The organism is Streptomyces sp. 135, from assembly GCF_020026305.1.
Taxonomy (GTDB): domain Bacteria; phylum Actinomycetota; class Actinomycetes; order Streptomycetales; family Streptomycetaceae; genus Streptomyces.
The window spans coordinates 147,747-164,501 of sequence record NZ_CP075691.1; the positions used below are offsets into that span (position 1 = coordinate 147,747).

The 16,755-nt window shown below is 72.6% G+C and carries 11 protein-coding genes; 1 reads left to right on the forward strand and 10 read right to left on the reverse strand.

The features are described 5' to 3' along the window. Nucleotides 1-30: 30 nt before the first annotated feature. The 3 genes from KKZ08_RS00770 to KKZ08_RS00780 are packed head-to-tail and all read right to left on the reverse strand — an operon-like array spanning nucleotide 31 to nucleotide 8,755. Nucleotides 31-1,704 (reverse strand): acyl-CoA dehydrogenase family protein, encoded by a 1,674-nt coding sequence (locus tag KKZ08_RS00770; RefSeq protein WP_223772550.1) that lies wholly within the window; start codon nucleotides 1,702-1,704, stop codon nucleotides 31-33. Then, the gene (locus KKZ08_RS00775) at nucleotides 1,695-2,429 is read right to left on the reverse strand and encodes an alpha/beta fold hydrolase (RefSeq protein ID WP_223772551.1); all 735 of its coding nucleotides are present in this window, start codon (nucleotides 2,427-2,429) and stop codon (nucleotides 1,695-1,697) included. Before KKZ08_RS00775 ends, KKZ08_RS00770 begins: the two co-directional genes overlap by 10 nt. Further along, nucleotides 2,426-8,755 (reverse strand): non-ribosomal peptide synthetase/type I polyketide synthase, encoded by a 6,330-nt coding sequence (locus tag KKZ08_RS00780; protein WP_223772552.1) that lies wholly within the window; start codon nucleotides 8,753-8,755, stop codon nucleotides 2,426-2,428. The genes KKZ08_RS00775 and KKZ08_RS00780 overlap by 4 nt, the downstream gene beginning before the upstream one ends. A 250-nt stretch (nucleotides 8,756-9,005) precedes the next feature. Between KKZ08_RS00780 and KKZ08_RS00785 the strand changes: the two genes are divergently transcribed. Further along, entirely contained in the window at nucleotides 9,006-10,193 is a 1,188-nt protein-coding gene (locus KKZ08_RS00785; protein WP_223772553.1) for a PLP-dependent aminotransferase family protein, read from the forward strand. Nucleotides 10,194-10,246: 53 nt separating this feature from the next. Here the strand turns inward: KKZ08_RS00785 and fabI are convergent, their stop codons facing one another. From fabI to KKZ08_RS00820, 7 genes are read right to left on the reverse strand one after another with little or no spacing between them, the layout of a single operon-like run. Next, nucleotides 10,247-11,026 (reverse strand): enoyl-ACP reductase FabI, encoded by a 780-nt coding sequence (gene fabI / locus KKZ08_RS00790; RefSeq protein ID WP_223772554.1) that lies wholly within the window; start codon nucleotides 11,024-11,026, stop codon nucleotides 10,247-10,249. Then, entirely contained in the window at nucleotides 11,023-12,990 is a 1,968-nt protein-coding gene (locus tag KKZ08_RS00795; RefSeq protein ID WP_223772555.1) for an anthranilate synthase family protein, read from the reverse strand. The genes fabI and KKZ08_RS00795 overlap by 4 nt, the downstream gene beginning before the upstream one ends. Then, nucleotides 12,987-13,610: an isochorismatase family protein gene (locus KKZ08_RS00800; RefSeq protein ID WP_223772556.1), complete on the reverse strand. Its 624-nt coding sequence runs from the start codon at nucleotides 13,608-13,610 to the stop codon at nucleotides 12,987-12,989. Before KKZ08_RS00800 ends, KKZ08_RS00795 begins: the two co-directional genes overlap by 4 nt. A gap of 48 nt (nucleotides 13,611-13,658) precedes the next feature. After that, nucleotides 13,659-14,429: a 2,3-dihydro-2,3-dihydroxybenzoate dehydrogenase gene (locus KKZ08_RS00805; RefSeq protein WP_223772557.1), complete on the reverse strand. Its 771-nt coding sequence runs from the start codon at nucleotides 14,427-14,429 to the stop codon at nucleotides 13,659-13,661. 17 nt (nucleotides 14,430-14,446) lie between these two features. Continuing rightward, nucleotides 14,447-15,625, reverse strand: a complete 1,179-nt coding sequence (locus KKZ08_RS00810; protein WP_223778864.1) for a 3-deoxy-7-phosphoheptulonate synthase — start codon at nucleotides 15,623-15,625, stop codon at nucleotides 14,447-14,449. Nucleotides 15,626-15,675: 50 nt separating this feature from the next. Next, nucleotides 15,676-16,437 carry a 3-oxoacyl-[acyl-carrier-protein] reductase gene (gene fabG, locus KKZ08_RS00815; protein WP_223772558.1) on the reverse strand — a complete coding sequence of 254 codons (762 nt, stop codon included), beginning with the start codon at nucleotides 16,435-16,437 and terminating at the stop codon, nucleotides 15,676-15,678. Further along, nucleotides 16,434-16,694: an acyl carrier protein gene (locus tag KKZ08_RS00820; RefSeq protein ID WP_223772559.1), complete on the reverse strand. Its 261-nt coding sequence runs from the start codon at nucleotides 16,692-16,694 to the stop codon at nucleotides 16,434-16,436. The genes fabG and KKZ08_RS00820 overlap by 4 nt, the downstream gene beginning before the upstream one ends. Nucleotides 16,695-16,755: the final 61 nt, after the last annotated feature.

The following is a 16,755-nucleotide window of genomic DNA, read 5'->3' on the forward strand; positions in this document are numbered from 1 at the left end:
TGTCGTCCTTCGTGTGTGGAGAGGGAGGCGTCAGATGTGGAGCAGGCCGGCGCTCTCGCCGTCCATCCAGGCCTGCGCCAGGCGCGGATATGCGGCCGGTACGTCGCGTGCGAGCCGGTCCCACAGCCCTGCCAGGCGCTCCTGGGAGGCGTCGCAGTGGACGTCGGCGAGGTCCTGGGCCAGCGGTGCCGCCGTGTCGGCCGACGCGGTGTGCGCGGTGCGGGCCAGCACGACCGCCTGGCTGAACAGCTCGGTGACGATCCGGTTGACGGTGATCAGCGTCTCTTGGCGGGCGAGGAGCTCGGCGGGCGGCAGTGTGGCGGTGAGGGCACGGCAGGCGTCGGCGAGGCGGCGCACGTCGCGCTCGACCTGTGCGAGGTGGCCCTGGTTGGCGGCCGACAGGGCCGTGGCGCCGGGCGTGACGGGCGTGACGGGCCCGGTCGCGCCCGGCTGCTCGCCGCGGTAGTACGTGGCGAGCAGCCGGGCCGCCAGGACCCGGTCGAGGTTGAAGTCGACGCCGCCGCCGATGCGCAGGCCGCGCACGTCGCGCTGGGCCTGTTCGGCGGGCAGGTCCGGCACGCCGCGGGCCGCCTTGCCGCGGGCGCTCTCGTAGCCCTGCGCGCCGAGCAGGGAGACCGTGCGGTCGGTGACCCGCCAGGCCCCCATCGACGTGATGTTCTTCAGCGCGTCACGTTCCCACAGCGGGGCCTCGGTGCCCTGCCGGGCGAGCGCCCAGCGCACCGCGCTGTCCATCGCGTACACGTCGGCAGTCGATGCGGCGATCATGCACTGCACGGCTTCGTAGGATCCGAGTTCCTTGCCGTCGACGCGGCGCGTGGCGACCCAGTCGCGGGCCCAGGCGAGGCTGCGCCGGGCGAGGGCCATGGACGGTGCGCTGATCAGGTAGACGCGGGCGAGCGTGTGCAGTTCGGCGAAGGGCGAGGCGGTGCGCCACTGTTCGTGCGCCGAGACCATGTGGCCGTCCGGCACGAAGACGTCGGTCATCCGAATGTGGGCGGTGGGCGCGCCGTGCAGCCCCATGAACTCGTGCTCGGCGACCACCTCGAAGCCGGGCGCGGGCGCCTCGACGAAGAACAGGCCGACCTGCCCGTTCTCCTCGATGGTGGCGGTGACGGCGAGCAGCCGGGCCCGTGAGCCGTTGGTGATGAACACCTTGTCGCCGCTGAGCAGATGGCCGGTGCCGTCCGCGCTGCGGCGGGCGACCGCGGTGCGGCCGGTGTTGGCGGCACCCTCCGGCTCCGTGCTGGCGATGGCGGACAGCGAGCCCTCGGCGAGGTGCCGGGCCAGCAGGTCCCGCAGGGGCCCCTCGGGCAGCGTGGGCAGATAGGTGCTGGGGCCCAGCGAGTTGTGGCCCGCCAGCATCATGCTCACCGCCGGGCTGTGGGCGGCGGCCGTCTCGTAGACCCGGAACGCGCCGTACTCGGACAGGCCGAGGCCGCCGTCCTCGCGGGGCAGGAGCATGGCCAGGAATCCGGCGTCGGCGAGGGCGCGCACCAGAGCGTCGTCCAGGGGGCGGCCCGCGTCGACGGCGCGCGGGTCCACGTGCTCGTCGAGGATCTCCTGGAGTGCGGCCACCGCCTGGTCGGCCGAGCGCCGGTCCGCGTCGGACGCCTCGGGCAGGGCGCACAGCCGGTCCCAGGGAAGCGTGCCGTGGATCATGTCCCGCAGGATGTTCAGGGGCATATCGTTCTCCGTAGTTCGTGCATGAACTCCTCCGGCCGGTCACGGAGGTAGAAGTGACCACCGGGCAGGAGCCGCAGCTCGAACCGTGCGGTGGTGTGCCTTCGCCACTCGGGCAGCAGGGGCGTGGCGATGTCGTCGCTCCCGCCGAGCACGGTGATCGGGACGTCGAGGGGCCGCTGGGTCTCGTGCCGGTACGTCTCGAAGATCGTGAAGTCTGCGCGGTAGGCGGGCAGTACCAGGCGTACGAGTTCGGGGTCGTCCCGCAGGGCCTCGGGCAGTCCTCCGTAGCGCCGGTCGACGGCGTCGAGGAGTTCGTCGTCCCCGAGGGTGTGCAGCGGGGTGCGCGGGTGGTCGAGGTGGGGTGCGGGGTAGGCGGACAGGACGAGGTGCTCGGGCATCGGCCTGCCCGCGGCGCGCAGGGCGCGGGCCGTCTCGAACGCGGTGAGTCCGCCGAGGCTGTGCCCGAAGAAGACGAACGGGGCCGTGAACTCGGTCGTGTCCAAGAGCCCGTCGACGAACTCCTGGACGGAGGTGGCCGGTTGCTCGGTGACGCGGGACCCGCGGCCGGGTGCCTGGATGCCCCAGACCTCCACGTCGTCCAGCGCGTCGGACCAGCGCACGTATTCGCCGGGCGAGCCGCCGCTGTGCGGGAAGCAGTACAGGCGCAGTGGCGCTTCGGGCCGTTTGCGGCGGCGCACCAGCCAGGGTGAGGTGGTGAGGTTCATCGGGGGTTCTCCTGTGGTGCTGTTGTCGTGCGCTCGTCGACCAACGCGGCCAGGGCGGCCACGGTCGCGTTGGTGAAGATCTCCTTGGTCTCCAGCGGGACGGCATACGTGTCCCGGAGCCAGGCGGCGAGCCTGGCCGCGACGATTGAGTCACCACCGAGGTCGAACAGGTTGTCGGTGGGGTCGGCTTCGTCGACTCCCAGGAGGTCCCGGAAGACGCCCGCGATGTCCTGCTCGGTCGGTGACGAGGCGGCGGCCGTCCTCGGGGCCGCGGGGCCGGCTTCCGTGGCGCCGCCGCGCCCCATCCACTCGGGCGGCATCGGCAGTCCCGCTCCGCGGCCGGCTTCCCGCACCGGTTCGACCAGGTAGTGCTGCCGGTGCAGCGGGTGCCCGGGGAGCTTGGCCCTGCGGCGTCCGGGACGCCGCGCCTGGACCGCGCTCCAGTCGACGCGGGCGCCCGCCAGCCAGAGCCTGCCCAGGGCGTCGAGAGCGACGGCGTGGCTCGACGTGGGGTCGGTGGGGTGCGGCTGCGACTGGGTGACGAGGTGCCGCCGCGTGAGGTCGGGGTGCTGGCGGGTCAGCGTGGTGAGGGTCATGCCGGGGCCGGTCTCGACCAGGATCCGGTCCGGCTCGGCGAGGAGCGTGGACAGGGCGTCGCCGAAGCGGACGGCCCGGCGCATGTGTGCGGTCCAGTAGGCGGGGTCGGTCAGCTCTCCGGGCCGCACCCAGGTGCCGGTCGTGTCCGAGACGAACGGTATCTCGGGGTCGCGCAGCTCGACGGAGGCGACGGTCCGGTGGAACTCCTCCAGGATCGGTTCGACGAGCGGGGAGTGCCCGGCACCGGAGATCCGCAGCTTGCGGAAGTCGATCTGCTTGTCGGCCAGTTGGGTGGCCAGCAGGTCGATGTCTGCCTCCGGCCCGGAGACGGTCACCTGGCCGGGGCCGTTGACCGCGCCGACGGTCACCGAGTCGGGCAGCAGCGGCGCCACCTCCTCCTCGGGCCGCTTGACGGCGAGCATCGCGCCCGCCTCCACGGTCTGGAGCAACTGGCCGCGCCTGGCGACCAGCCGTATGCCGTCGGCGAGCGGGAAGACCCCCGCGACGCAGGCGGCGGCGTAGGCGCCGAGGCTGTGTCCGACCACGGCGGAGGGTTCGATCCCCCAGTGCCGCCACAGGCGTGCCAGGGCGTACTCGACCGCGAACACGACCGGCTGGGCGACCGTGATGGTGTTGATCCGGCGCCGTGCCTCGGCGAGCGCCCGCGCGTCGTCCTCACGGGGAAAGAGCAGAGCGCGCAGGTCGAGCCCGAGGCCGTCGAGAGCGGCGTCGCACGCCTCGTCCAGGTGGTGCCTGAACGCGGGCTGCTGCCGGTACAGGTCGCGGGCCATGCCGACGTGCTGGCCGCCCTGGCCGGGGAACATGAACGCGACCGGACGCTCGGCGGGGGTGCCGGTGGAGGTCACCAGGCGTCGCGCGGTGGTGTCCGCCAGGGTGCGTGCCGCGTCGAGGGTGTCCTCGGCCACGAGGAAGCGACGGTACGGGTGTTCCCTGCGGCCCTGCTGCAAAGTGAGCGCGATGTCGTCGAGGCGCACGTCCGGGGTTTCGGCGAGCCGGTGGGCGGTGGCTCGGGTGAGTTCGTCGAGGTCCCGCTCGGACTTGGCGGACAGCGGGATCAGGTGCGGTGTACGGGCACTCGGCGCGGTGCCGCGGGCGGGCGGTTGCTCCAGGACGGCGTGCGCGTTCGTGCCGCCGATGCCGAGAGCGGTGACAGCGGCGCGGCGCGGTCCTTCGGTACGGTGCCAGGGACGCAGCCGGGTGTTGACCTCGAAGGGGCCGCCGGCGAAGTCGATCTGGGGGTTGGGGCGTTCGTAGTTCAGGCTGGGTGCGATCTCTCCGTGTTCCACGGTGAGGACGGCCTTGATGAAGCCGACCACGCCCGCGGCCGCGTCGGTGTGTCCGATGTTCGTCTTGACCGAGCCGATGTAGCAGGGGCTCTGGGTCCGGCCGGTGCCGAACGCCCGGTTGAGGGCGGCGACTTCGATGGGGTCGCCGAGCGGGGTGCCGGTGCCGTGGGTCTCCACGTAGCCGATCGACGAGGGGTCGACGTCGGCGGCTTTGTGGGCGGCCCGGATGACCTTGGCCTGGCCCTCGATGCTCGGTGCGGTGAAGCCGACCTTCGCGCCCGCGTCGTTGTTGACGGCGGAGCCGCGCAGCACGGCGTGGATGTGGTCGCCGGCGGCGACGGCGTCGGAGAGCCGCTTGAGTACGACGACGGCGGCGGCGCTGCCGCCCACGATGCCGGACGCGTCGGCGTCGAACGACCGCACGTGCCCCTCCCGGGCGAACGGGCCGCCTTCGGTGTACCGGACGGGCAGCAGCGGCAGCCGGATGCCCGCTCCCCCGGCCAGGGCCACGTCGCAGTCCCCGTTCTTCAGGGCCTGCGCCGCCAGGTGAATGGCGGTCAGCGAGGTGGAGCAGGCCGTCGCCACGGTGACCGCGGGCCCCGACAGGCCCAGCTTGTGGGCGGCACGGGTGGTGAGGTGATCGGCGCCCGCGGCCAGCCGGAACTCCCAGTCGTCGGCGAAGGGGAGCCGGTCCCGCTGCGACTGCAGCACGGAGTAGTACGTGGTCATGCTGCCGCCCGCGAAGACGCCGACGCTCGGCCCGTCCGGGCTCGGCACGTGCCCGGCGTCCTCCAGGGCGGTGTGCGCCACCTCCAGGAAGACGCGCTGCTGCGGGTCGATCAGGAGGGCCTCCCGCGGGGAGTAGCCGAAGAACGCGGCGTCGAACTCGGCGGCGCCCTCCAGCAGCCCGAAGGCGGTGAGGCCTTCGCCGCCCTCCTCCACCGGCCCGAGCTGCGTGATGGACTCGACGCCGTCGCGCAGGTTCCGCCAGAACGTGGCGATGTCGGGGGCGCCGGGGAAGCGGCCCGCCATGCCGACGACGGCGATGGGTTCGTCGGCCGCGGCCCGGGTGCGCTCCGGGTCGGGCTGCCGCTCCCGCGGCGCGGGCGGGGGTGCGCCCAGGTGCGCGGCGAGCGAGGAGACCGTGGTGAACTCGAAGAGCGTCATCAGCGGTACGTCGATGCCGAGGTCGGCCGCCAGGCGGTGGTGCACCTGGGTGAGCAGCAGCGAGTGGCCGCCCAGGTCGAAGAAGGTGTCGTGCGGGTCGACGTGCGCGAGGCCGAGCACGTCGCACCAGATGGCGGCGATGTCGGGCGGGCCATGGGCGCGCGTTCCCGGGCAGCCCGCGGACGTCGACCTTGCCGTTGAGGGTGAGGGGCAGTTCGGCCAGCGGGACGACGGAGCTCGGCACCATGTACGCGGGTGTCGTGGACGGGCGACGAGCTGGGGTCCCGACGCCGCCTGGCGCACCAGGACGTGGGCGTCGCGGATCTGCTCGTGACGGCGCAGGGCGGCCGCGATCTCGCCGGGCTCGATGCGGTGGCCGCGCAGTTTCACCTGTTCGTCCACGCGGCCGATGAACTCGATCTCCCCGTCGGGGCGGAGGCGAGCCAGGTCGCCCGTGCGGTACATGCGCGCACCGGGTCTGTCCGTGAACGGGTCGGGCAGGAAGCGTTCCTCGGTCGCCTCGGGCAGGCCGAGGTAGCCGTCGGCCACACCCGCGCCGCCGATGTACAGCTCCGCCACGCAGCCGACGGGCACCGGGCGCAGCGCGGCGTCGAGCAGCTGGACGCGGACTCCTGCGGCGGGGCGTCCGATGGTCGGGGCACCGTGGGCCGTGCCCTGCGGGGCCACCGTGCCGATGGTGGCGAGCACGGTGGTCTCGGTCGGGCCGTAGACGTTGAGGAGCCGGAAGGGAAGGCCCGGCCGCGGGCGTACGGTCAGGCGCTCGCCGCCGGTGACCATCAGCCGGAGCGTGGTGTCACCGCTCCACGGGAGGCCGAGCAGCGGGGTGGCCAGGGCGACCGGGAGCGTGGTGAGCGTCATCTCGTGCTCGGCGAGCCACCGTTGGTAGTCGGCCGGGAGCAGCAGTGTGGCGCGGTCCGGGAAGTGCAGGGCGCCGCCGGCCACGAGGGTCGGCCAGATCTCCAGCTGGGTGGCGTCGAAGCCCGGTGAGAAGACGCAGCTCGCGCGGTCGTCGGGGGTGAGGCCGTAGGTGTCCACGTACCAGGACACGAGGTTGCCGAGCGCCCGGTGCGGCACGCGCACGCCCTTGGGCAGGCCGGTCGAGCCCGAGGTGTACATGATGTACGCGAGGTCGTCGGCGCCGATGTCCTGCCCCTCCGCCGTACCGGCAGCGGCCGTGGTGGCGTCGGGTGACACACACGGCAGCCCGTCGAAGCGGCCGCGCGGTTCCTCGGTGGTGATCACCGCGAGGGCTCCGGCGTCCTCGGCCATCGCGCTCGCCCTGACCGCGGGGTGCTCCGGGTCGATGGGGAGGAACGCGGAGCCGGCCAGCAGGACCGCGAGTTCGGCGACGACGAGGTCGATGCCGGTGGGCAGGCAGACCGCGACCACCTCCCCGCGACCGGCCCCGCGGTCACGCAGGACCCGAGCCAACCCGGCGGCGGCTTCCGCGAGTTCGCCATAGGTGAGGCGACGGGCGCGGTCCACGAGGGCGACCCGGTCGGGCGTACGGCGGGCCTGGTCCATGACGCGCCGGTGCACCGGGGCGGCGTCGCGCGAGGCGCCGCCGTCGAGGGCGCGCAACAGCTCGGCGACGTGCGCGTCGTCGGCCAGGCGCAGCGCGCCGACCGGCGTGTCCGGGGCCTGGAGCGCGTGGGTGAGCAGTTCCTCGAAGGACGTGGCGATGCCGTCGACGGTGCTCGCCTCGAACAGGTCGGCGTTGTACTCCCAGACGAGGGATGCGGTGGCGGTCCGCGCCCCGTCCCTGGCGGGCGGTACGAGGATCAGGCTCAGGTCGGTCTTCGCCGTGCCGTTGTAGGGCTCCGCGACGGTGGCCACCGCCGTGCCGAACCGGGCGCCCTGCTCGGCGTGGTCGTGCACGGTGATCATGCTTTGGAACAGCGGCGGATGGGCCGGGGTACGAGGCACGTCGAGCGCGTCGACGACGGTCGGCAGCGGGCATCCCTGGTGCGCGGCGGCGTCCAGGACGCACTCCCTGGCCTGGCGCAGCAGCGTGGCGAAGGGGGTGTCGGCGTCGAGCGTCGCCCGCAGCGCCACGGTGTTCATCACCATGCCGACCAGACCCTCCTCGCCGCGGCCCGAGCGGTTCGCCATGGGCGTGCCGACGCAGATGTCGGTGTCGCCGCTGTAGCGGTGCAGGGTCGCGGCGAGGGCGGCGTACAGCACCATGAAGGTGGAGACGGACGCGTCACGTCCCAGGCGGGCGCATTGGTCGAGGAGTTCCGGTGACAGGTCCCGGATCACTCGGCCGCCGCGGGTGCTGTGCACCGGGGGGCGGAGCCGGTCGGTGGGCAGGTTGAGGATGCCCGGTGTTCCGGACAACTGCCGCTGCCAGTAGTCGAGTTCGGCGCGCGCCTGCGGGGAGAGGGCTCGCCGCTGCTGGGCGCGGGCGTAGTCGCGGTACTGGAGCGGCGGAGGGGCCAGGCGCGCGGGCCGGTTCTCCACGCGGGCGTTGTACAGCTCCTCGGTCTCGCGGACGACCACGGAGAACGACAGGCTGTCGTGGATGATGTGGTGGGCGACGACCGCGAGCACGTGTTCCTCGGGGCCGAGCGTGTAGGCGCTCCAGCGCTCCAGCGGGAGTTCGGCGAGCGTGAACGGGCGGGCCGCCTCCTGCCGCACGCGGCGGTCGAGTGCGCGTTCCCGCTCTGTCGCCGGCAGGCCGGACAGGTCGACGCGGCGGACGCGGACCGCGTTCGCGTCGTGGACGACGGGCGTCGGGCGGCCGCCCCGGTCGAGGTAGGTGGTGCGCAGGATGTCGTGCCGGGCGTGGACGTCGGTGAGCGCCGCCTCCAGCGCGTCGAGGTCGAGGGGGCCCTGGACCCGTATGGTCCGGTAGCCGTTGTAGACGGGGTCCTCAGGGGTCAGCCGGTGCAGGAACCACATCTGTTCCTCGTTTGCGGAAAGGACATGGGCGTCGCCGCTTTCCCGCACCTGTTCGTCACCGCTTGCCTCGACGGCGTGCTTTCCTGACTCCACCGCTTCGACGAGTTCACCGAACGTAGGGTTGAGGAATATCTCGCGCGCCGCCACCGAAATACCGGTGAGTTCCCGCATCCGCCCGCATATGCGGGTCGCGAGAAGTGAATCCCCACCCAGGTCGAAGAAGCTGTCACGCTCGTCGATCCTGTCGAACCCGAGCACGTCTCGCCATACCTCCAGCAGGCACTCCCGCACGGTACGGGGCGCGTCAGGGCGCACTTCACTGGGTTGCACAGAAATCTCCATCGGATTACCAGTACTCGACTGGAAAAGGTGAGAACGCTCTGCGATCAGAGCTGAAGGCCGTGGTCCACAACATTCCCGAACTGAGCCAAGGGCGACCGAACCGGCTTTTTCAAATTACCCGTTGACTCTTTCGGAGGTCAAGTCCTACTTTTACCTCTGCCGCGCTTGTCCAAGGGTCATCCAAGGGATTATCCAAGGGTTCGCGCATTCCACTCATCGATTACGGAGCAGAATTCTCATGAGCGACACGGTCCCGCCCCCCGCCCTGGCCCTCCGCGGCGCCGCGGCCGGGAGTTCGGTCATCCGCGAGGCACTGGCGCTGACGGCCCGCCCCGAGGTGATCTCGTTCGCCGGTGGCCTGCCGGCCTCGGAGCTCATCGATACGGACGGGATACGCGCGGCCTATGACCACGTCCTGTCCCACAGCCCCCATCGGGCACTGCAGTACTCCCTCACCGAGGGCGACCCGGGGTTGCGGGAGGCCGTCGCCGCCCGCCTGGCCCGCGGCGGACTCACGACCGCCCCGGACCGCCTGCTCGTCACCACAGGATCCCAGCAGGCGCTGTCCCTGCTGACGAGCGTCCTTCTGGGCCCTGGTGACACGGTCCTGGTGGAGGACCCCACCTACCTGGCGGCCCTCCAGTGCTTCCTGCGAGCGGGAGTCAGGGCCGTGCCGGTGCCGACGGACGCCGACGGCATCGACGTGGACGCGCTGCCGCGGCTCGTGGCCGAGCACCGCCCCAAGGCGATCTACCTGGTACCCACCTTCCAGAACCCCACCGGACACACGCTCCCGGCAGACCGCCGCGCGGCTCTGGCCCGGCTCGCGGCGCGGCACGGGTTGTGGATCGTCGAGGACGATCCGTACGGCGAGCTGCGCTTTCGGGGCGAACACCTGCCGTGGATCGCGCAGTTGCCGGACGCCGCCGACCGCACCGTGCTGCTCGGCAGCTTCTCCAAGATCCTCGCCCCCGGCATGCGCCTGGGCTGGCTGCACGCCCCGGCCGAGGTGCGTCGCGCCTGTGCCGTGGTTAAGCAGTCCCTGGACCTGCACACGTCGGCCGTCGACCAGGCGGCCGCCGCCCGCTACCTGGCCGTCCGCGACCTGGACGCGCATCTCGCCCGCTGCCGGACGGCGTACGCGGAGCGCTGCGCCGCGCTCCTCGACGCGCTGGACGCGGTGCTGCCGGCAGGGAGTTCGTGCAGCCGCCCCGACGGCGGGATGTTCGTCTGGGTGCGGCTGCCGGACGGGTACGACGCGGTGGAACTGCTGCAGCGGGCGGTGGAGCACGACGTGGCGTTCGTACCGGGAGCGCCGTTCTTCGCGGGCGAGGGCGACCGGGCGACCCTGCGCATGTCCTTCGCCGCCCACGACCCCGTGGTGATCGCCAAGGGGGTGGAGCGGCTGGCCCCGCTGCTCGGCTGAGCCCGCTCCCTCCCCCACGCAGGTCCGGCGCGTGCGGCGCCGGACCTCGGGTCTCATGCCCCCACCATGTGCGTACCGCCGTCCACGTGGACGATCTCGCCGGTGGTCTTGGGGAACCAGTCCGACAGGAGGGCCACCACACCGCGGGCCGCGGGTTCGGGGTCCTCCAGGTCCCAGCCCAGCGCCGCGCGCGAGGTGCTGGCGTCGGCCAACTCCCTGAAGCCCGGGATGGACTTGGCTGCCATGGACCGGATCGGGCCCGCCGAGACGAGGTTGCAGCGGATGCCCCGGTCCCCCAGGTACCGTGCCAGGTAGCGGTTGGTGGCCTCAAGAGCCGCCTTGCTGACGCCCATCCAGTCGTAGTGGGGCCAGGCCTGCTGGGCGTCGAAGTCCATCGCGACGACCGCTCCCCCGCGCCGTTCCAGCAGCGGCAGCACGGCGACGGTCAGCGCTTTCAGCGAGTACGCGGACACTTCGAGGGACGTGGCGACCGATCCCCAGCCGGTGTGCAGGAAGTTGCCGCCGAGGGCGTCCTGCGGCGCGAACGCGATGGAGTGCACGACCCCGTCGAGGGCCGCGTCGTCGCCGAGGTGCTCGGCGACCCGGTCGGCGAGCGTGTCCAGGTGCTGGGTGTTCTGCACGTCCAGGTCGACGACGGGGGCGGGCTCGGGCAGCCGTGCGGCGATGAGTTCGACGAGGCGGCGCCGTCCGAACGCGGTCAGCACGACCCGCGCGCCCTCCCGCTGGGCGAGCCGCGCGGCGTGGAAGGCGATCGACTTCTCCGTGAGCACCCCGGTGACCAGGATGTTCTTTCCGCTGAGTATTCCGCTCATGTCCTTACAGATCCTTGCTCGGTGCCGCCGCCCGCTGCGACGGTCACGGGTACGGGGGCGGCGGCGCGCTCCGGCGCGGCGAACGGCGTGAGGCCGGACAGCAGGGTGGCGACGATGTGCGGGCCGTGCCGGGTGAGCACGGATTCCGCGTGGAACTGCATCGACGCGAAGCGCGGTGAGCGCAGGGCGTGCACCTCGCCGGTGTGCCGGTCGCGGCTGACCTCGACCCGGGCCCCGTACGGCCCGTCGATGACATCGCGCGTGCTGCGCGCCGCGTAGGTGTTGTAGAAGCCGACGTGCTCGCGGCGGCCGAAGAGGTCGATCTCCCGCTGGACTCCCTGGTTGGGCTCGTCCCTGCGGACCAGGTCGAGGCCGAGCGCGCGGCTGAGCACCTGGTGGCTGAGGCAGACCGCGAGGAACGGCCGTCCGGTGTCGAGGAGTTCACGGATCGCGCCGTCCAGGTGGGCGATCTTCGGGTCACCCGACGCGCGCGGATCACCGGGGCCCGGGCCCATGACGACGAGGTCGTGGTCACCGAAGGCGTACGGCTCGTCGAAGCGCCGTACCGCCACCGTCAGGCCGAGCGACCGCAACTGCGTCTCGATCATCGACGTGAAGGTGTCCTCGGCGTCGACGACCAGGACCCGCCGCCCGGCGAGCCGGTCGCCGCGCGCCGCCTGCTCCCGCCGCCCCGTCAGCCAGAACCCGCCGAGCGGGTCGTTGCGCCGGCGCAGCGCCGAGCGGACCCGCGGATCGTCCTGGAAGCGGGTCGGTGCCTCGTCCCGCAGCGCGGCGACGAGACCGGCCGCCTTGGCACGTGTCTCGGCCGCTTCGGACACCGGATCGGAGTGGCGTACGAGGGTGGCGCCGACGCCGATCGAGAGGTGCCCGGCGCGGTCGATGTCGGCGGTACGGATCAGGATGGCCGAGTCGAGGGTCCGCGCGCCGTGCTCGTCCCTGCCGATGAGCGCGGCGACGCCGCTGTAGTAGCCGCGGCCGACCGGCTCGTACCTGGCGATGACGCGGCAGGCGCTCTCCAGCGGGCTGCCGGTGACGGTCGGGGCGAACAGCGTCTCGCGGAGGATGTCCTGCGGCGCGCGGGTCGTGCGGCCCTCGATGAGGTACTCGGTGTGGGCGAGCCGGGACATCTCCTTCAGGTAGGGCCCCACGACGCGCACGTGGTCGGAGCAGACCCGGCTCATCATCTTGAGCTCCTCGTCCACGACCATGTACAGCTCGTCGGCCTCCTTGCGGTCGGCGAGGAAGTCCAGGACGCCGGAGAGGGTCGGGCCGCCGGCCGGATAGCGGTAGGTGCCGCTGATCGGGTTCATCACGGCGGTGCCGTCGCGCAGGCTCACGTGCCGCTCCGGCGAGGCGCCGACGAAGGTCCGCTCACCGGTGTGGATCACGAAGGTCCAGTACGCCGCCGACTCCCGTGCCAGGAGCCGCCGGAACAGGGCCAGCGCGCTGGGTACGCCGTAGTCGGCGATCTCGGCGACGAAGGAACGCTTGATGACGAAGTTCGCGCCCTGCCCGGTGCCGATCTCGTCCGCGATCACGCGGCTCACGATGTCGGCGTAGTCGTCGTCGGACACGTCGAAGTGCCCGCCGCTCATCCGGATCCCGTGGTCCGGCACGCGGGCCAGGACGTCCGCGAGCGGCACCGTCGCCTGGTCGCGCACCGTCAGCGCGAGCAGCGGCGTCCCGTCGTCGGCGCAGTCGAAGCCGCGCTCCGCGACCTGCCGGAAGGGCACGACGGCCAGCACCTCGTGGTGAGCGGTGCCGGTCCTCCGCGCGGCCGGCGGCAGGGGCAGCGCGTCCAGGGTGGCGTGTGCGGACACCTCGCCCGTCAGGACGTCCACGACGCCGTGCCCCGCCGTCTTGGGGCGGTGCAGCAGGGCGAAGGCTCCGGGCACGGCCGACAGCACGTGCCCGAGCAGGTCGGCGGACGGGACGCCGCTCATTCGAGGATCTCCTTCGCGGTGGTGACGACGGCGCAGGTGCGCGCCGCGTACTCCAGGGCCATGCGGTGCTCGTCGGCGCCGAAGTCGGCGACGGCGTCGGCCACGAGGAACGTCTCGATGTCGTGGGTGTAGGCCTCCACGGCGCTCGCCAGCACCCCCACATGCGCGTACACGCCGCACACGATGAGCTGATCGCGGCCGTGCCGACGCATGCGCTCAAGCAGGTCGGACTTGAAGAAGGCGCTGTAGCGCCACTTGGTGAACACCCAGTCGCCGTCGGCCGGGGTCAGCGGCTCGACCACCTCGCGGTCGGCGGGATCGACGTGCATGCCGGGACCCCAGAAGTCGTTGAGCAGTCCGCGCTCCTCGGGCGTCATACCGCCCGGCTGTGCTGTGTAGGCGACGGGTATGCCGGTGCGGGCGCAGTGCTCGCGCAGCGCCGCGGTGTTGCGGACGAGGTCGGCGCGCAGGGCGTCGGGCAGCGGCCGCAGGAAGTAGCGCTGCATGTCGTGCACGAGCAACACGGCCCGGTCGGGGTCGACCGTCCAACGGGGTATGCGGGCGGGCAGGTCGCCGCTGGTCGGCATCGGGTAGGGCGCGATGGGCGGGATGCCAGGCATGGCGGTCCTTTCGGAGGGGGCGGGAGCGGGGGCACGCACGCGTCGGCTCTAGGCGCCGAGGGTGGCTCCGCCGTCGACCGTCAGGTCGTGCAGGGTGATGTGCGCCGCCGCGTCGGACAGCAGGAACACCACGGCGTCGGCGATGTTCTCGGGCCGGGCGATCCGGCCCAGCGGAATGCCCAGGCGGTACACCTCGGGGCGGCCCCGGACGGTGGCCTCGCGGCCGGACGCGTCCTGCCACATCGAGCTGAGCATCGGGGTATCGGTCGATCCCGGCCCCACGACGTTGCAGCGGATGCCGTACGGGGCGAGCTCGACCCCGAGGGACTTGGTGAACTGGGCGGCCGCCGCCTTGGACGCGGCGTAAGCGGCCATCTCGGCGCGCGGGGTGCGGGCCGCGTTGGAGGCCACCGTCACGATCGCTCCCGTACGGCGGGGCACCATCCGCTCCGCCACGGCCCGGGACAGGTGGAAGACGCCGGTCGTGTTCACCGCGAACGTGCGGGCCCACTCCTCGTCGCCGAAACCGATGACCGTGCCGAGGTGCAGCACCCCGGCCGCGTTGACGAGGAAGTCGACGGGGCCGAGGGTCCGCTCGACGGTGTCGACCAGGGTCCGCACGGCATCGGCGTCCGTGACGTCGGCGGGGAACGCCGTCACCGCGTGCCCGGCCGCGTTCGCCTCGGCGGCCCGCTGCTGGAGTCGGTGCGCGTCGCGGTCGACCGCGGCGACCCTGACGCCTCTCCCGGCGAGGGCCGCGGCGACCGCGCCGCCGATCCCGCCCGCCGCTCCCGTGACGATGGCTGTCTTGTCCTGCATGGTGTTCCTTCCGTGTCTCAGGGCCGCCACGCCGCCACGACGGCGGTCGCCTGGGCGGGGTTGAGCCGGGGGTCGCAGAGGCTGGTGTACGCGCCGGTCGGCTCCCCGCCGGCCGTGGCGGGGCCGCCCGGCAGGCATTCGAGGACGTCGTCCGGTGTGGTCTCCAGATGCAGTCCACCGGCGATGCCGCCCGCCGCGCGCACGGCTGCCTGGAACGCCTCGATCTCCTGCCGGACGGTGTCCGTGTAGCGCCGCTTGCGCCCGTCGGGGGCCGAGACGGTGTTGCCGTGCAGGGGATCGGTGAGCCAGATCGCCGGGTGCCCCTGGGCGTGGACGGCGGCGACCAGGCGCGGCAGGACGTCGGCCGCCCGGTCCGCGCCCGTGCGGGCGATCAGGGTCAGCCGACCGGGCTCCCGCAGCGGGTCGAGGCGCTCGCACAGGCGGACCAGCTCGTCGGCGGTCATGCCCGGGCCTACTTTGCAGGCCACCGGGTTGACCACTTCGGCGAGCAGCGCCACGTGCGCGCCGTCCAGGCCGCGTGTGCGCTCACCGATCCACGGGAAGTGCGTCGAGGCGAGCAGCAGGCCGCCGTCCTCGGTGCGGCGCAGCATGGGCAGTTCGTAGTCGAGCAGCAGGGCCTCGTGGCTGGTCCACACCCGGGGCTCGGCCCCGGCGGCGCGCCGGGTCCCGGTCCATCCGAGGTGGCCCATGATGTCGTCGGCGGCCATGTAGCCCGTGAGCAGCCGCAGTGGGTCCGGGCGGCGGCTCTCCGGGTCGGGCTCGGGGCCGTTGACCATGTGGCCCCGGTACACGGGCAGTTCACGCCCGGCGACCGTCTCGGTCGGCTGCGAGCGCGGTTTGCCGAACTGCCCCGCCAGTCGTCCCACCCGGATCACCGGACGGCCCGTGGTCAGCTTGAGCGCTCCGGCCAGCAGGTCCAGGACGGCACACTTGCGTGCGACGTGCCGGGCCGTGCAGTCGTCAGGGTCCTCGGCGCAGTCACCGGCCTGGACCACATGGGCCTCGCCGGCGGCGACCTCGGCGAGGCGCGACCGCAAGGCCGCCACGTCCTCGGCCCGTACGAGGGCGGGGCGCGCGGCGAGTTCCCTGCGCACCCGCGCCACTTGGGCCGGGTCCTCCCAGAGCGGCTGCTGCAGGGCCTCCTTGTACCGGAGGTCGAGCAGGGCGTTGTCCACTGATGTCTCTCCCATGCGAGCTGATGGCGTACGACGGTCGGGAGGGCCGGTCACACGACCAGTCCGCCGTCGACGCCGAGGACCTGGCCGGTGATGTACGCGGCGCGGTCGGAGGCGAGAAAGGCGACGAGGTGGGCGACGTCGTCGGGGGCGCCGAACCGGGCCAGCGGTATGCGTTCCCTGAGCCGGTCGCGTGCCGTGTCCCCCAGCGCCGCGGTCATGTCGGTGTCGATGAAGCCGGGGGCGACGACGTTGGCGCGTACGCCGTAGGGGCCGCACTCCTTGGCGAGGGCCCGGGTGAAGCCGATGATTCCGGCCTTCGACGCGGAGTAGTTGGTCTGGGTGGCGTTGCCGTACACGCCGGCGACGGAGGACAGCGTGATGACGCTGCCGGTCTTCCGGCGCATCATGCGGTAGATCGCGGCCCGGCAGATCGCGTAGGTGCCGTCGAGGTTGGTGGACAGCACGTCGCGCCACTCGGTGTCCTCCATGAGAGCGAGGGGCCGGTCCCGGGTGATACCCGCGCCGCTGACCACCGTGTGCACCGGGCCGAGTTCGCGTTCCGTCTCGGCGACGAACTCCCGTGCCCGCACGGGGTCGGTGACGTCGACGGCGCCGAGGTGCACGCGGGCTCCGGCCGCGACCGCCGTGTCGGCCGCTTCCTTCGCGGCGGCTTCGTTCGAGCGGTAGCAGAACGCCACGTCGTGGCCTTCCCTGGCGAGTCGTGCCACGACAGCTCGTCCGATGCCGCGGGAGCCGCCGGTGACCAGGGCCACGGGCCGGGCCGTGGCGGGGGCGGACGGCGCGCTCATGCGGCCGCGAGCTTGCGCCGGACCAGCTCGTGCACGCCGCCCAGGGTGCTGATGCTCTTGAGCTCCTCGTCGGTGACGTCGACGCCGTAGCGGTCTTCCAGGCGGGTGGCGATCTCCAGGGTGATGAGGGAGTCCATGCCCAGGTCCCGCGTGAAGTGGGCGTCGTCCGTGATCTCCTCGGGCGCGAGCTCGAAGGTGACGGCCATCAGCGCGCGCAGTTCTTCCAGGTCGACGGGGGTGGAGGTGCTGTGGGACATGTGTGGTTCCTTGTCTCTCAAAAGAACGGGAGAAGGACGGGAAGGGGGTGGGGGACGGCCG